This window comes from Amylibacter sp. SFDW26 (assembly GCF_009184395.1).
Classification (GTDB): Bacteria; Pseudomonadota; Alphaproteobacteria; order Rhodobacterales; family Rhodobacteraceae; genus Amylibacter.
In genome coordinates, this window is sequence record NZ_WEIC01000004.1 from 188,664 (window position 1) to 204,256 (window position 15,593).

Genomic DNA, 15,593 nt, shown 5'->3' on the forward strand with positions numbered 1-15,593 from the left:
GCAAAGGAGATTTCTGATGCCCCATATTAAAACCGATACATCTGCCCAAACCGTATTAACCACTTTTGAAGTTACCCCTGGCACATGTCAGGACTTGCTTGATTTGCTAACAGACGCTTATCGCGAAGTGATTAGTAAGCAATCAGGGTTTATAGCCGCTGGGTTACATGTGAATGATGCACAGACGCGTATCGCCAACTATTCACAATGGGAAGATCGCGGTGACTTTCAAGCGATGTTACGCACAGATGAGATGCGCAAACGGAACCGTGTCATCAACGAGATGTGTAAGAGCTTTGAGCCTGTGATGTATGATGTCGCGGCAGTGTTTTAAAATTTCTTTTGCGACTTGCCACGATACGTCCGTGTGCCACCTTTACCGGCGGTACTTCGACCACCACGTTTAACGGCGTCTTCTACGGCCGCATCTACAGCAGATTGTCGTGCAAGAGGGTCATCAGCGATTGTAAGTTCCACAGCTTCCAGCCGTTTGACTTCATCGCGAATGCGGGCGGCTTCTTCAAATTCTAAGTTCTCTGCTGCTTTCAGCATATCTTTACGCAAGCTATCCAGATGTGTTTGTAGGTTTTCACCAACCATTGGCTTTTTATCGACTTTTGCGGTGATACGACTTTCGTCTGTATCTGCGCCAAAGACACCTTCTAGAACATCTTCTACGTTCTTTTTGATTGTTGTTGGTGTGATGCCGTGCTCTTCGTTATAGGCCTGTTGTTTTGCGCGGCGTCGGTTGGTTTCGCTTAATGCGCGTTCCATACTACCAGTGATTTTATCAGCATACATGATCACGCGACCTTCTGCGTTTCGCGCAGCGCGTCCGATGGTTTGTACGAGAGATGTTTCTGACCGTAAAAAACCCTCTTTATCAGCATCAAGGATCGCGACGAGTGCACATTCTGGGATATCCAAACCTTCGCGTAATAGGTTGATGCCGATCAGAACATCGAAGGCACCAAGGCGCAGATCGCGCAGGATTTCGATCCGTTCGATTGTATCAATGTCAGAGTGCATGTAGCGCACGCGAATACCTTGTTCATGTAGGTATTCGGTCAAGTCTTCGGACATGCGTTTGGTGAGTGTGGTGACTAGAACGCGGTTGCCTTCTGCGGCAACAATACGGATTTCTGATAACAGATCATCGACTTGAGTGTTTACAGGACGAATTTCTACAGGTGGATCTAGTAGGCCTGTTGGTCGAATGACTTGTTCTGCAAACACGCCTTGGGCTTGTGCCAGTTCCCATTTTTGCGGGGTAGCGGACACGAAGATCGATTGAGGGCGCATAGCATCCCATTCTTCGAATTTAAGAGGGCGGTTATCCGTACAGGATGGCAAACGGAAGCCGTGTTCGGAGAGGGTATTCTTGCGATTAAAGTCACCCTTATACATGCCGCCGATTTGGGGGACGGATACATGGGATTCGTCCGCAAATACGATGGCATCATCTGGGATATATTCGAATAGGGTCGGTGGGGCTTCGCCGGGTGCGCGGCCTGTGAGGTAACGAGAATAGTTTTCGATGCCTGCGCATACGCCTGTGGCCTCTAACATTTCAAGATCGAATTTTGTGCGTTGCTCTAAACGTTGGTATTCCAGTAGTTTACCATCTTTTTCGAACTGCTTTAGGCGAATTTCCAGTTCTGCTTTGATACCTTTGATTGCTTGTTGCATCGTTGGGCGTGGCGTCACGTAGTGTGAATTCGCATAGATACGTACGGTTTCCAAGGTGCCCGTTTTTTCACCTGTTAGTGTGTCGAACTCGGTGATGCCTTCTAGTTCTTCGCCAAAGAAGGAAAAACGCCAGCCGCGATCATCAAGGTGGGCAGGCCAGACTTCCAATGTATCACCACGGACGCGAAATGACCCACGTTGGAATGCTTGATCGTTGCGACGATATTGTTGGGCCACAAGATCGGCCATGATTTTACGCTGGTCGTATTCGTTGCCAGAAATCAAGTCTTGGGTCATTGCTGTATAGGTTTCAACAGACCCGATACCGTAAATGCAAGAAACGGATGCCACGATGATCACGTCATCGCGTTCAAGTAGTGCTCGTGTTGCAGAGTGGCGCATGCGGTCGATTTGTTCGTTAATCTGGCTTTCTTTTTCGATATACGTGTCAGACCGTGCAACATAGGCCTCTGGTTGGTAATAATCATAGTAACTGACGAAATATTCGACAGCGTTATCTGGAAAGAAGCCTTTGAATTCGGCATATAATTGTGCCGCAAGCGTTTTATTTGGTGCAAGGATGATAGCTGGCCGTTGTGTAGCTTCTATCACTTTGGCCATGGTGAATGTTTTGCCTGTACCTGTTGCGCCTAGTAGAACCTGATTTTGTTCACCTTCATTGATGGCTTCTACCAGTTCGGCAATTGCCGTGGGTTGGTCACCTGCAGGTTCGAACTCGGTATTCATCACAATTTTACGACCACCTTCCAATTTGATCTTGGCATGGCGGTCTGGTGTGTTCAAAAGAGGCGGTGATGATTGCGACATTCTGCAAGTTTTTCCTTTTAGACGAACATGCAGCAGTTGTCGGAAAGTTCAAGGCTGTTGGTGAAATATTTAATTAACCTTAGATTGTGTAGCTTTATTAATTGCAATAAAAAAACGATTAGAATGTAGACAGAGGCTTGCACCTTTTGTTCGTTTTGGCGATAAGCATATAAGCAATCAGTTTGAGGCAATCATGCTCGCACGTATTTACCAACCTGCACGTAATGCAATGCAATCTGGACAAGCAAAGACTAAAACTTGGATTTTGGAATTTGCCCCTGAAGAAGCACGCAAAGTGGACCCTTTGATGGGGTGGACAAGTTCAGGTGATATGAATGCACAAGTGAAATTGACTTTCGAAAGCAAAGAAGCTGCGATTGAGTATGCGACTGGAAAAGGGATTGCTTATACGGTGTCCGAGCCGCAAAAACGCAAACCAAATGTTCGTAATGGTGGTTATGGCGAAAACTTTGCCACAAATAGGCGAAGTGTTTGGACACACTAAGGTACGGTCCCATAGCTCAACTGGATAGAGCACCTGCCTTCTAAGCAGGGGGTTTCAGGTTCGAGTCCTGATGGGATCGCCATTCTTCAATATTAATTGTTTTGTGATGCAAGCTCTTCTTGGCGTTTACGGTGCACAGCTGCGCGTTTTGTTGCTATGGATGCGGTGATGACGCCAATGGTGACAATGCCAATCAAGAGCGTTGAGAGTGCATTGATTTCAGGGCTGACGCCAAGTCGTACAGCGCTGTAGATTTTTATAGGTAAAGTCGTTGCAGCGGGGCCCGTCGTAAAGCTGGCGATGACCAGATCATCTAGGGACAGTGTGAACGCTAAGAGCCAACCAGATATTACGGCTGGAGCAATGATTGGCAGAGTGACGGATTTAAACGCATCAAACGGTGTGCAGCCCAGATCATAGGCGGCTTCTTCGATGCTCTGATCAAATGAGATTAACCGGGATGATACGACAACGGATACATAGCACATGGAAAAAGTTGCATGTGCTAGGACGATTGTGAATACACCGCGATCCACGCCTGCGGCGATGAATAGGAGGAGAAGGGATAGGCCTGTGATCACTTCTGGCATAACCAGTGGGGCGTAGATCATGCCGCTGAATAGTGTGCGTCCGCGAAATTTACCGCCACGTACGAGGACTAGGGCAGCAATTGTGCCAAGAACTGTTGCGATTGATGATGATATCAAACCAACCTTTAGCGTTACCCATGCTGCATCTAAGAATTGTTGGTTTTGTAAAAGTTCGCCGTACCATTTGGTGGAAAATCCAGCCCAGACAGTTACAAGGCGTGAAGCATTGAAGCTGTAGATCACCAAAATAAGGATTGGGACGTATAGAAATGCAAAACCGAGCGTTAAGGACGTAGCGTTGAAGAGGGTAAACCGTTTCATGAATCCGCCTCTTGTTGGCGTTCTTGTTGTTTTTGGAACAAGACGATTGGGATCACGAGGATCAGTAATAGGATGATCGCTACGGCTGATGCCACAGGCCAATCGCGGTTGGCAAAGAATTCATCCCATAAGACTTTGCCGATCATCAAAGTTTTTGATCCACCCAACAGTGATGGGATCACAAATTCGCCAACAGCTGGGATAAAGACAAGGAAACACCCTGCGATAACGCCTGGTTTTGAAAGCGGTACTGTGACGGACCAGAAAGCCTGTGTGCGTGAACACCCTAAATCTTCGGCTGCTTCTAAATAGGATGGGTCTAATTTTTCCAAAGTCGCATAGATCGGTAAAATCATAAATGGAATATAGGTGTAGATAATCGCAATATAGACGGCCCAATCAGTATTCAGTATTTGCAGTGGGCTATCGATTAGGCCGATCCAAAGTAGGAATTGGTTCAAGAAACCTTCGGTCGATAATATGCCCATCCATGCGTATACGCGGATCAGGAAACTTGTCCAAAATGGTAGGATGATCAACATCATCAGCGTTGGCTGCCATTCTTTTGGGGCTTGGGCCATTGCGTATGCGATTGGGAAACCTGCCAAGAGTGTCAATATTGTTGATATGATCGCGATCTTTAAACTGGAGAGGTAAGCTTTCCAATAGAGATCATCCTCGGTCAACCATATGAAGTTTTCGAAATCTAATTGGGATAAGAACTCTTTGAATCCAGCCCATCCAGCCGAAAAATCGAAGTTAGGTGTGTATGGTGGTATTGCCGTTGCTATGTCGGATAGTGATATTTTCAGGACGATCCCAAAAGGAACTAGAAACAATGCTACTAGCCAGAGATAGGGGATTAATATGACAACAGCGCGGCGCATGGATTATTCCGTCAACACAATGCCAGCGGTGTCTGACCATGACAGCCAAACAGGATCTTCCCATGTAAAGCTGCGGCGAGACAAGCGGCGTGCATTTGCGATTTGCGCTTTGATTGTTTGACCTGTGGCGGTTTCGACGTAGTAGGTTGAAATATTACCGAGATATGCAATGTCTAAGACTTTACCTTGAACGGCATTGCCACTTTTGGGTTTTGCAGTAGCGATCGATACTTTTTCAGGGCGGACAGCAAAACGAACTTCTGTGTCTTTCTTGAGCTTAGAAGGAGGTTGTGCCGTTATGGTTCCGCCTTGCCATGCGATCTTACAAGATTTCTCTGTGCTAGAGGTGATCTTACCATCAATCAAATTAACTTCACCGATAAAATCAGCAACATAGCTTGAATTCGGGCGCTCATATATCGCATCTGGTGTTGCTATTTGTTTTATCTGACCCGTGTTCATAACAGCCACACGACTGGCGACTGTCATGGCTTCTTCTTGGTCGTGGGTGACGATCATAAATGTGGTGCCAAGCTTTTCTTGGATGTCCATTAGTTCGAACTGCGTCTCTTGGCGCAGCTTTTTATCGAGTGCTGCAAGAGGTTCATCCAACAATAGAACTTTTGGGTTCTTGGCTAAAGAACGTGCGAGTGCCACGCGTTGGCGTTGGCCGCCAGAAATCTGGTGTGGTTTACGTTTGGCGAATTGGCGTAGCTGTACCATGCCAAGCATTTCATCAACACGCCCATCAATTTCGGATGCGGGCATATCGGAGCGTTTCAAGCCAAAAGCGATGTTATCTGCGACGCTTAGATGTGGAAATAACGCGTATGATTGAAACATCATGTTTACTGGTCGTTTGTTGGCTGGAATAGGGGCGATGTCTTCGCCAGCTAGTGTAATACGGCCCTCGGTTGGGCTTTCAAACCCTGCAAGCATACGCATCAATGTGGTTTTGCCACAGCCAGATGCACCCAATAGGGCAAAAAATTCGCGCTCATATATATCAAGTGTCAGATTATCTACGGCTGTAAAATCACCAAAACGTTTGGTTACGTTTTCAAAGCGGATAAGTGGTGTTTCTTTGGGATTTTCCCAAGGAGCAAAGACATCGGCAGACATAGAGAACCCTTTAAAAAGTAATCCCCGCACGATGGGGTGCGGGGATTATTGTATTAAATTATTGACCAGATTTTACCTTTGTCCACATACGCGTCACGACACGCTGCAATTTGGCTGGATAAGGGCGTGCTGTGTACAAATTTTTCACAGTTTCATCATCAGGGTAAATCGCTGGATCGCCGATAACGTCTTCCTCTAATAATGGCTGAGATGCTTTGTTGCCATTTGCGAAGTAAACGTAGTTTGATGCGGCCGCCATGTTTTCTGCATCCATGATGAAGTTCAGGAACTTATGTGCTGCATCTGGGTTTGGCGCATCTGTTGGGATCGCCATTTGGTCGAACCACATCAAAGCACCTTCGGATGGTGCGTTATATGCAATCTCGACGCCGTTCTCTGCTTCAGCTGCGCGGTCGCGTGCTTGCAGAACATCACCAGACCAACCAACGGCTACACAGATGTCACCATTTGCAAGCGCGTTGATATATTCTGATGAGTGGAATTTTTGCACATATGGCGCAACAGCAGCCAATACAGGTTCTGCTTTTTTGATCACTTCTGGATCATGGCTGTCTGGGTTTTCGCCTAGATAGGCTAAGGTTGCTGGGATGATTTCTGTTGGTGCGTCCAGAATGTGAACGCCACAGCTGGCAAGTTTTTCCATGTTTGCAGGATCTAGTACGAGCGCCAATGAACCGATAGGAGCATCATCCCCTAACACTTCTTTAACTTTACCAACATTTACACCAATGCCCGTTGTGCCCCACATATAGTTGATGGAATAAGCGTTACCTGGGTCGTATTGTTCTGTGCGGTTTTCAATCACATCCCACATGTTACCTTTGTTGGATAGCTTGCTTTTGTCTAATTTCTGGAAAGCACCCGCTGTGATTTGGCGTTGCAAGAAGTCACCTGTAGGAACAACAACATCGTAACCTGAGCTGCCCGCCAACATTTTTGTCTCTAGAACTTCGTTAGAGTCGAACACGTCATAGATTAATTTAATACCTGTTTCAGTTTCGAATTTTGTGAGCAGTTCTTCATCAATATAGTCGGACCAGTTATAGACGCGTACCTCTTCTGCATTTGCTATAACCGTGCTGGCCAGTAGGGCCGTAAGCATCGTAGTAATAGATCGTTTCATTGTGTTCTCCCTAAATATTCGACTCGTTTTCCTTAAATTTGATCAAATCTTTGACCAAAAGCAAGCTTTTGCTTATTATGATGATAAATGGAAAACGATAGAAACCAAGTTGAAAACAAGAAAACCGTCTAAAAGATAGACGCGTAAAAGACTATTAAGAGGCTTACTTTGGCAACTAAAATACCAGTACATGAACAGGTTTACCGCAAATTACGTGAAATGATTTTGTACGGTGAATTGGCTCCAGGGCAAGCTGTGACAATTTACGGTTTAGTGGATGAATTAGATGTTGGCATGACGCCAGTACGTGAAGCCATTCGACGTTTAACAGCGGAAGGCGCGCTCGTCTTTCAAGGCAATCGCCGTGTTTGTTTACCCGACTTAGGGGCGCAAGACCTTGAGGATATCGCATTTGTAAGACGTAGCATTGAACCAAAGCTTGCGATGCAAGCAGCAGAAAATATAACGCCTGATGTTATTGAGAATATGAAAGCAATTGACGCCAAGCTGAATGACGCGATCGCAAAGGGGAATGTTCTGGATTATATGCGATATAATCATCAATTTCATTTCACTCTATATGCAGAAGCGCAGTCTGAATTGCTACATTCTATGGTTTCAACTTTATGGCTTCGCTATGGTCCGCTTTACCGCGTTATTTCTGGTCGCTGGGGTACGCAACAATTGGTAGATCGTCATGATGAAACAATTGCTGCTTTGTCCAACGGTGATGTCAAAGGGGTCGGAGATGCTATTTTGGCAGACATGGATCAAGGATTCGATATTGTTCGAAAGCTCTTTGATTAAAATTTGATCAAATTATTTGACGGACTCATTTCTTTAAGTTTAAGTCGTATTCAAATGAATGCAATTTAGCGATTAGAGGATACCATGACATTAATCGATAATCACCTGCCGACTGCCGAGCTGCAAGCTTTGGATGCAGCACATCATATACACCCTTTCACTGCTAATACTGCGCTGGGTAAAAAAGGAACGCGTGTTATCACGCAAGCAAGTGGTGTGTATCTAACAGATAGTGATGGTGAACGCATTCTGGACGGAATGTCTGGTTTATGGTGTGTGAACATTGGGTATGGACGTAAAGAGCTAGCGGATGTCGCAAGCGCGCAAATGAACCAGCTTCCTTATTATAACACGTTTTTTCAAACCAGCCATCCGCCTGTGATTGCATTGGCAGCACGGTTAGCTGAATTGATGCCAGGTGATTTGAATCATGTGTTTTTTGCGGGCTCAGGTTCTGAGGCGAATGATACAAACATTCGTATGGTACGCCATTATTGGGCACTTAAAGGGAAACCAACTAAGAAAACGATTATCAGTCGTAAGAATGCTTATCATGGGTCTAGTATGGGCAGCGCAAGCTTGGGTGGGATGCAAGGGATGCATGCCCAAGGTGGTATGCCAATTCCCGACGTCACGCATATCGATCAACCGCATTGGTATAGCGAAGGTGGGGATATGTCGCCTGAGGAATTTGGATTGCATTGTGCGCGCAAATTAGAGGCTGAAATCGATCGCTTGGGCGAAGATAATGTAGCTGCGTTTATTGCTGAGCCAATTCAAGGGGCAGGGGCCGTTATTATCCCTGCGGAAACGTATTGGCCTGAGATACAACGTATCTGTGATGAACGTGAAATTTTGCTTATTGCGGATGAGGTGATTTGCGGTTTCGGACGAACAGGCAATTGGTTTGGTAGTGATACCTTCAATATCAGCCCTGACATCATGACAATCGCGAAGGGATTAAGTTCTGGTTACTTACCTATTGGCGGCTCTGTGGTTACTGATGAGATTGCAGAAGTAATAGGTTCTGATGAATTTAATCATGGTTACACATATTCTGGTCATCCCGTTGCATGTGCCGTTGCATTGGAAAATCTACGTATTCTGGAAGAAGAGAAAATTGTCGATTATGCACGTGATGATATCGGGCCTTATTTACAAAAGAAGTGGATGGCTTTGGCTGATCATGCATTGGTTGGTGAAGCGCGCATGACTGGTATGATGGGGGCAATTGAGCTTTCGCCTGACAAAGTTAACCGTGCAGCTTTTGCTAGTGATAAAGGAACTGTAGGTTTTATCGCTCGCGAACATTCGTTTGGTAATAATTTAATCATGCGCCACGTCGGAGACGCGATGATCATATGCCCGCCCTTGGTTTTATCGCATGATGAGGCAGACATTCTTGTTGATCGCGCCGTTAAAACATTGGATCAAACGCATAAATATTTAAAGAAAAATGGTATGATGGTTTCTGCTTAGTCAGGTTTCTGTTGGTTCAGTAAAGATTTTATATGAATTTGACCTATCGGAAACTTTTTACCTAGTAGTTCTTCGGAGTTGACCATCTAGGCGACGTATTTTTACACGGCAGCTATCGTGCAGTCGTGTAATTTATGTTTTAAGAACACGATTCTTTCATTTTTTGGGGACCCCATGACTGATTTTTCTAAGATACTGATCGCCAACCGTGGTGAGATTGCCATTCGTATCATGCGCGCAGCGAATGAGATGGGCAAAAAGACGGTAGCTATTTATGCGGAGGAAGACAAATTAGGTCTTCATCGTTTCAAAGCGGACGAAGCTTATCGTATCGGTGAAGGTATGGGGCCAGTTGCGGCTTACCTAAGTATCGAAGAAATTATTCGTGTGGCGAAGATGTCAGGTGCGGATGCGATCCACCCTGGATATGGTTTGTTGTCAGAAAACCCTGACTTTGTTGATGCTTGTACCGATGCGGGTATCAAGTTCATTGGCCCGAAAGCAGAAACAATGCGCAAGTTGGGTGATAAAGCCTCTGCTCGTCGTGTTGCGATGGAAGCGGGTGTTCCTGTTGTGCCAGCAACAGAAGTTTTGCCTGATGATATGGATGAAGTGCGCCGCATGGCGGATGAAGTTGGTTACCCATTCATGCTGAAAGCCTCATGGGGCGGCGGTGGTCGCGGTATGCGTCCGATTATGTCAGCTGATGAGCTTGAAGAAAAAGTATTAGAAGGTCGTCGTGAAGCAGAAGCAGCATTTGGTAACGGTGAAGGTTACCTTGAACGCCTTGTGCGCCGCGCGCGCCACGTAGAAGTTCAAATTCTTGGTGACAGCCACGGTGAAATTTACCACCTTTATGAGCGTGATTGTTCGGTACAGCGCCGTAACCAAAAAGTTGTGGAACGTGCGCCAGCGCCATATCTGAGCGAAGAGCAACGTGCAGAGATTTGTGCTTTGGGTCGCAAGATTTGTGCGCACGTTGGTTATGAATGTGCAGGTACTGTTGAATTCCTAATGGATATGGACACAAATGAGTTCTTCTTTATCGAAGTGAACCCACGTGTTCAGGTTGAGCATACTGTGACAGAAGAAGTCACAGGCATCGATATCGTTCGCTCACAAATCTTGATTGCAGAAGGCAAAACATTGGCAGAGGCCACTGGTAAAGCGTCACAAGATGCGATCAGTCTGAATGGCCACGCGCTGCAAACACGCATCACTACAGAAGACCCACAAAATAACTTCATCCCTGACTATGGCCGTATCTCGGCTTATCGTTCTGCGACAGGTATGGGGGTGCGTTTGGATGGCGGCACAGCATATTCTGGTGCGGTTATCACGCGGTATTATGACAGCCTGTTGGTGAAAATCACATGTTCTGGTCCAACACCAGAAGCAGCGATTGCACGTATGGATCGTGCGCTGCGCGAATTCCGTATTCGTGGCGTCTCTACAAACATTGCGTTTGTGATCAATTTGCTGAAGCATCCAACATTCTTGGATTACAGCTATACAACCAAGTTTATTGATGATGCGACAAGCGATCTGTTTAACTTTAAACCGCGCCGTGACCGTGCAACGAAGATTTTGAAATACATTGCTGACATCACAGTGAATGGTCACCCTGATGTTGAAGGCCGCCCAATGCCTGATATGTATGCTAAGGCGCCAAAATCTCCTGCAAATCGTGCGGATACACCAGCCTATGGTACGCGTAACTTGCTAGAGGAAAAAGGCCCGCAAGCGGTTGCTGATTGGATGTCTGAGCAAAAGCAATTGTTGATCACAGATACAACAATGCGCGATGGTCACCAATCTTTGTTGGCAACACGTATGCGCAGTTTCGATATGATCGAAGCAGCGGATACTTATGCACACAACTTACCACAACTATTTTCAATGGAATGTTGGGGCGGTGCTACGTTTGATGTAGCTTATCGTTTCTTGCAAGAATGCCCATGGCAGCGTTTGCGTGATTTGCGTGCAAAGATGCCAAACTTGATGAGCCAGATGTTGTTGCGTGCCAGCAATGGTGTGGGGTATACGAACTATCCTGATAACGTTGTACAAGAGTTTGTACGCCAAGCGGCGGAGACGGGTGTGGACGTGTTCCGCGTGTTCGACAGCTTGAACTGGGTTGAAAACATGCGCGTGGCAATGGACGCCGTTGTTGAAAACGGCAAGGTTTGTGAAGGTACTGTTTGTTATACAGGTGACATTCTTGACCCGAACCGTTCAAAATATGATCTGAAATACTATGTTCAGATGGGTAAAGACCTGAAAGCGGCTGGCGCACATGTTCTTGGTTTGAAAGACATGGCAGGTTTGTTGAAACCTGCCTCTGCACGCATTTTGGTAAAAGCGTTGAAAGAAGAGGTTGGTTTGCCAATCCATTTCCACACACATGACACATCAGGTATTGCGGCTGCGACTATTCTTGCTGCTGCGGATGCAGGTGTTGATGCTGTGGATGCAGCAATGGACGCGTTTTCTGGCGGTACATCGCAACCATGTTTGGGTTCAATCGTGGAAGCATTGCGCAATACAGATCGTGATACGGGGCTGGACATTGAAGCGGTTCGTGAAATCTCTGATTATTGGGAACATGTTCGGGCTCAATACGCGGCGTTCGAAAGCGGTTTGCCGGCACCAGCTTCAGAAGTTTACTTGCACGAAATGCCAGGCGGTCAGTATACAAATCTGAAAGCACAGGCACGTAGTCTTGGCCTTGAAGAACGTTGGCCAACTGTTGCGAAGACATATGCCGAAGTGAACCAAATGTTTGGTGACATCGTGAAGGTGACACCAAGTTCAAAAGTTGTAGGCGACATGGCTTTGATGATGGTCACACAAGATTTGACACGCGAAGAAGTGGAAGATCCGAAAGTGGATGTGGCATTCCCTGATAGTGTGATCGACATGATGAAGGGTAATTTGGGTCAACCTCCAGGTGGTTTCCCTGATAAGTTTGTTTCTAAAGTACTAAAAGGTGAGAAGCCTGAAACATCGCGCCCAGGTGAGCATTTAAAACCGCTTGATTTGGAAGCTGCACGTAAAGAACTGTCTGGTCTATTAGATGGCGAAACCGTGGATGATGAAGATCTGAATGGTTACTTGATGTATCCGAAAGTCTTTACCGATTACATGGCACGCCATGCTGAATACGGCCCTGTTCGTACACTGCCGACCAAAACATTCTTCTATGGTATGGAAGCTGGTGAAGAAATCAGCGCTGAAATTGATCCAGGTAAGACGCTTGAGATTTTGATGCAGGCTGTCGGTGAAACAGATGATGCAGGTGATGCACGTGTGTTCTTTGAACTTAATGGTCAACCACGTACTGTGCGTGTGCCAAACCGTAAAGTTGCTGCAACTACGCAGAAACGCGCACAGGCTGAAGCAGGCAACGATGCACACGTAGGCGCGCCAATGCCAGGTGTGATTTCAAGTGTAGTTGTCAAAGCAGGTCAAGAAGTTAAGCAAGGTGATTTGCTATGTACTATCGAAGCCATGAAAATGGAAACAGGGATTGCTGCGGAACAAGATGGTGTTGTGAAAGCAGTTCATGCACCAGCTGGTAGCCAAGTAGATGCAAAAGACCTGTTGATTGAATTCGAGGCATAAAAATGAAAAAATTGCTGGCCTTTACTGACTTACACATCAGGGCCAGCAATATCATTGGTTTGGACCCTGTTGAGCGATTCAAAGAGGGGTTGGCACACTCTTTGGCTCATCATTCAGATGCTGAAGGTATCGTCCTTATGGGGGATTTAACTCATAGTGGCACGGTTTCTGAATACGAGCTTTTGAAATCATTATTAATGGGTATTGAACTGCCTATTATTTTCATGATGGGCAATCATGATAGGCGTGATGCGTTTATGCAGGTATTTCCTGATGCTGTTTTGGATGGCAATGGTTTTGTGCAATCGAAACGTAATATCGGGGGTTGGCATTTTATCACTTTAGATAGCTTGGATGGACCACCTTACCCAGACAAACAACATTCAGGCCGTCTATGTGATGATCGGTTAACTTGGTTATCTGATGCTTTAAGGCAAGCATCAGACAAACCTGTGGTTCTCTTTATACATCATCCTCTCGGGGATGTTGGTTTCCCTGGAATGGATGATATAAAATTGACCAATGCGGATGATGTATTGGCATTGATAAATCATCACCAAATGCCCGTGCATGTCGTTGCAGGACACGTTCACCGTACGATTTCAGGAATGTGGTCTGGTGTGCCTTATACGATCTTTAAAAGTCCATGCCATCAACAACCGCTGGACTTTACGATTGCGAATTCGTCTTTGGCTGTTGATGAACCGGGTGCTTATGGTTTGCTGATATTTGATGAGGGTAATTTGATCATTCACAGTGAGGATTTTGGGATCGCACAACGCGATATACCCCCTGATCCCGATGTAGATGGGTGACAAAAAAGGGGCTTTTTAGCCCCCTTAGGATTTCAATTCTGTAGCGCTCAGGCGAATGCGTTTAGAATTAGGAATATACTTGCTGATAGCAAAGCTGCTGCTGGTACAGTGATAACCCAAGCTGCAATGATAGTCATGAAGTGTGATCTACGAACCAATTTACGATGCTTACGTTTACCTTGCTCTTTTTTCTCAGCTTCAGTTGCCACAATTTTTTCAACTTTTGAGTTGTTTGTCGTGATGCGCCAATGTGCTTCGCGGAAAAAACCTACGCCAAATACTGCGCCAACTGCGATATGTGTAGAGCTTACTGGCAGTCCTAACCAAGAAGCAATGATCACTGTGATAGCAGCTGAAAGTGCCACACAATAAGCGCGCAAAGGATTCAGTTTTGTGATTTGTTCGCCAACCATTCTAATTAGCTTAGGGCCAAAAAGAAGAAGGCCGAACGATAAACCAAAGGCACCTACAGCCATGACCCAAATTGGGATAGATACTTTTGTAAGAACATCACCAGCTTCTGCCGTATGCACGATGGCGGCCAACGGGCCTACTGCATTTGCGACGTCGTTTGCGCCATGCGCAAAAGACAAAAGAGCAGCTGCAAAGATCAAAGGGATTTTGAAAAGTTCACGAACGCTTTTCTTTGTATTTTCTTTGCCATCAGACTGACGACGAATAAGAGGTCGTGTGATGAAGTAAGTTGCTGCAAAGGCAAACGCACCAATGAGGAGAGCTGTTTGTAGATCAATCTTAATGATCTTCTTTAAGCCTTTCACTGCAAGGTATGCTGAAAAAGCACCTGCCATGATCGCGATAAGTACAGGAACCCAACGGCGTGCAGCAGCAATTTTGTCTTGCTTGTCGGATACTTTTGATTTGATAAACCATAAGAATAGAGCCGCAACGATGCCGCCTAGTAGAGGTGAAATTACCCAGCTGGCAGCTATTTTGCCCATTGTTGGCCAATTCACCGCTGCAAAACCTGCAGCTGCGATACCTGCGCCCATGACGCCACCTACGACTGAGTGAGTTGTCGAAACGGGTGCGCCGATCCATGTGGCTAAATTTACCCAAAGTGCAGCAGATAACAGAGCGGCAAACATCGCCCAGATAAAGATTTGAGGATTGCTTACATAAGTTGGATCAATAATGCCTTTTGATATGGTGCCAACAACGTCGCCGCCCGCAAGAAGTGCACCCGCACTTTCAAATATGGCTGCAATTATCAATGCGCCGACCATAGAGAGAGCATTAGAGCCAACAGCTGGACCTACGTTGTTTGCAACATCATTCGCACCAATGTTCAATGCCATATAGGCCCCAACAGCGGTTGCCGCAACGATAAGATACGTTTCAGAATTCCATCCGAATGACAGGCTGGCAATCAAACCTGCTAATAAAATAAATGCACCAGCAATGCTTGGTGCAACGAATGGTCTGCGTGTGGCTAGATTAGCTTGTTCTAGATTTACGCGACTTCTGAGATCTCTATCCAGCGTTTTGTTCGGGCGTGGATTTTTAGATGCCATGCTGCGAATTCCTTTTTTGACTTACTATTTTAGTAAGATTTCCCCTATAGAATCACACGAATGAATGATTCTTGACGTTTGTATGACACTTACGTAACAGTTTTGTAACGGGCGTGAAATTAACTGCGTTTTTTACATATTTTATATGTTGAATGAATGAAAGTTTACGAGTGTAAGGTGTGTAATTTTGACTCGGTTTGTTTTAATTCTGCCAGAAAGCCACAAAATTGCCTAATTGTGATCCTAGCGA

12 protein-coding genes and 1 tRNA gene are annotated in these 15,593 nt (G+C 45.8%); 7 read left to right on the forward strand and 6 right to left on the reverse strand.

Annotated elements, in window-relative coordinates; all coding sequences use genetic code 11:
- The first annotated feature begins 16 nt into the window (after positions 1 to 16).
- On the forward strand, positions 17 to 334 hold the full coding sequence (locus F9L33_RS12605; RefSeq protein ID WP_152143154.1) for an antibiotic biosynthesis monooxygenase: 318 nt from the start codon (positions 17 to 19) through the stop codon (positions 332 to 334).
- Here F9L33_RS12605 and uvrB read toward each other — a convergent pair.
- Positions 331 to 2,517 carry an excinuclease ABC subunit UvrB gene (gene uvrB, locus F9L33_RS12610; RefSeq protein WP_152143155.1) on the reverse strand — a complete coding sequence of 729 codons (2,187 nt, stop codon included), beginning with the start codon at positions 2,515 to 2,517 and terminating at the stop codon, positions 331 to 333. The two genes, F9L33_RS12605 and uvrB, sit on opposite strands and share 4 nt — an antisense overlap.
- A gap of 193 nt (positions 2,518 to 2,710) precedes the next feature.
- On the opposite strand from uvrB, the gene F9L33_RS12615 reads away from it, so the two are divergent.
- Complete coding sequence (locus F9L33_RS12615) at positions 2,711 to 3,022, forward strand: ETC complex I subunit (protein WP_152143156.1); 312 nt, start codon at positions 2,711 to 2,713, stop codon at positions 3,020 to 3,022.
- Between the two features lie 5 nt (positions 3,023 to 3,027).
- Positions 3,028 to 3,104 (forward strand) — tRNA-Arg (locus F9L33_RS12620).
- 10 nt (positions 3,105 to 3,114) lie between these two features.
- Here the strand turns inward: F9L33_RS12620 and F9L33_RS12625 are convergent.
- Genes F9L33_RS12625 through F9L33_RS12640 form a run of 4 tightly spaced genes read right to left on the reverse strand, consistent with a single transcriptional unit; the run spans position 3,115 to position 7,086 of the window.
- Complete coding sequence (locus tag F9L33_RS12625; protein WP_152143157.1) at positions 3,115 to 3,933, reverse strand: ABC transporter permease; 819 nt, start codon at positions 3,931 to 3,933, stop codon at positions 3,115 to 3,117.
- Positions 3,930 to 4,820 carry an ABC transporter permease subunit gene (locus F9L33_RS12630; protein WP_152143158.1) on the reverse strand — a complete coding sequence of 297 codons (891 nt, stop codon included), beginning with the start codon at positions 4,818 to 4,820 and terminating at the stop codon, positions 3,930 to 3,932. The genes F9L33_RS12625 and F9L33_RS12630 overlap by 4 nt, the downstream gene beginning before the upstream one ends.
- 3 nt (positions 4,821 to 4,823) lie before the next feature.
- Positions 4,824 to 5,942, reverse strand: coding sequence for an ABC transporter ATP-binding protein (locus tag F9L33_RS12635; protein ID WP_152143159.1), 1,119 nt, complete (start codon positions 5,940 to 5,942; stop codon positions 4,824 to 4,826).
- A gap of 58 nt (positions 5,943 to 6,000) precedes the next feature.
- Positions 6,001 to 7,086, reverse strand: a complete 1,086-nt coding sequence (locus F9L33_RS12640; RefSeq protein WP_152143160.1) for a polyamine ABC transporter substrate-binding protein — start codon at positions 7,084 to 7,086, stop codon at positions 6,001 to 6,003.
- Between the two features lie 168 nt (positions 7,087 to 7,254).
- On the opposite strand from F9L33_RS12640, the gene F9L33_RS12645 reads away from it, so the two are divergent.
- The 4 genes from F9L33_RS12645 (at position 7,255) to F9L33_RS12660 (ending at position 13,811) form a co-directional block, all read left to right on the forward strand.
- The gene (locus tag F9L33_RS12645; protein WP_226804120.1) at positions 7,255 to 7,893 is read left to right on the forward strand and encodes a GntR family transcriptional regulator; all 639 of its coding nucleotides are present in this window, start codon (positions 7,255 to 7,257) and stop codon (positions 7,891 to 7,893) included.
- 84 nt (positions 7,894 to 7,977) lie between these two features.
- Positions 7,978 to 9,372: an aspartate aminotransferase family protein gene (locus tag F9L33_RS12650; protein WP_152143161.1), complete on the forward strand. Its 1,395-nt coding sequence runs from the start codon at positions 7,978 to 7,980 to the stop codon at positions 9,370 to 9,372.
- Between the two features lie 174 nt (positions 9,373 to 9,546).
- Positions 9,547 to 12,996: a pyruvate carboxylase gene (locus tag F9L33_RS12655; RefSeq protein WP_152143162.1), complete on the forward strand. Its 3,450-nt coding sequence runs from the start codon at positions 9,547 to 9,549 to the stop codon at positions 12,994 to 12,996.
- A gap of 2 nt (positions 12,997 to 12,998) precedes the next feature.
- Positions 12,999 to 13,811, forward strand: coding sequence for a metallophosphoesterase (locus F9L33_RS12660; protein WP_152143163.1), 813 nt, complete (start codon positions 12,999 to 13,001; stop codon positions 13,809 to 13,811).
- Positions 13,812 to 13,858: 47 nt separating this feature from the next.
- Here the strand turns inward: F9L33_RS12660 and F9L33_RS12665 are convergent, their stop codons facing one another.
- Positions 13,859 to 15,343, reverse strand: a complete 1,485-nt coding sequence (locus tag F9L33_RS12665) for an inorganic phosphate transporter (protein WP_152143164.1) — start codon at positions 15,341 to 15,343, stop codon at positions 13,859 to 13,861.
- Positions 15,344 to 15,593: the final 250 nt, after the last annotated feature.

Coding starts and splice junctions, on each gene's coding strand:
- F9L33_RS12660 (WP_152143163.1), top strand. CDS start 12,999: ATGAAAAAATTGCTGGCCTTTACTGACTTACACATCAGGGCCAGCAAT.
- F9L33_RS12625 (WP_152143157.1), bottom strand. CDS start 3,933: ATGAAACGGTTTACCCTCTTCAACGCTACGTCCTTAACGCTCGGTTTT.
- F9L33_RS12630 (WP_152143158.1), bottom strand. CDS start 4,820: ATGCGCCGCGCTGTTGTCATATTAATCCCCTATCTCTGGCTAGTAGCA.
- F9L33_RS12605 (WP_152143154.1), top strand. CDS start 17: ATGCCCCATATTAAAACCGATACATCTGCCCAAACCGTATTAACCACT.
- F9L33_RS12655 (WP_152143162.1), top strand. CDS start 9,547: ATGACTGATTTTTCTAAGATACTGATCGCCAACCGTGGTGAGATTGCC.
- F9L33_RS12615 (WP_152143156.1), top strand. CDS start 2,711: ATGCTCGCACGTATTTACCAACCTGCACGTAATGCAATGCAATCTGGA.
- F9L33_RS12650 (WP_152143161.1), top strand. CDS start 7,978: ATGACATTAATCGATAATCACCTGCCGACTGCCGAGCTGCAAGCTTTG.
- F9L33_RS12635 (WP_152143159.1), bottom strand. CDS start 5,942: ATGTCTGCCGATGTCTTTGCTCCTTGGGAAAATCCCAAAGAAACACCA.
- F9L33_RS12665 (WP_152143164.1), bottom strand. CDS start 15,343: ATGGCATCTAAAAATCCACGCCCGAACAAAACGCTGGATAGAGATCTC.
- uvrB (WP_152143155.1), bottom strand. CDS start 2,517: ATGTCGCAATCATCACCGCCTCTTTTGAACACACCAGACCGCCATGCC.
- F9L33_RS12640 (WP_152143160.1), bottom strand. CDS start 7,086: ATGAAACGATCTATTACTACGATGCTTACGGCCCTACTGGCCAGCACG.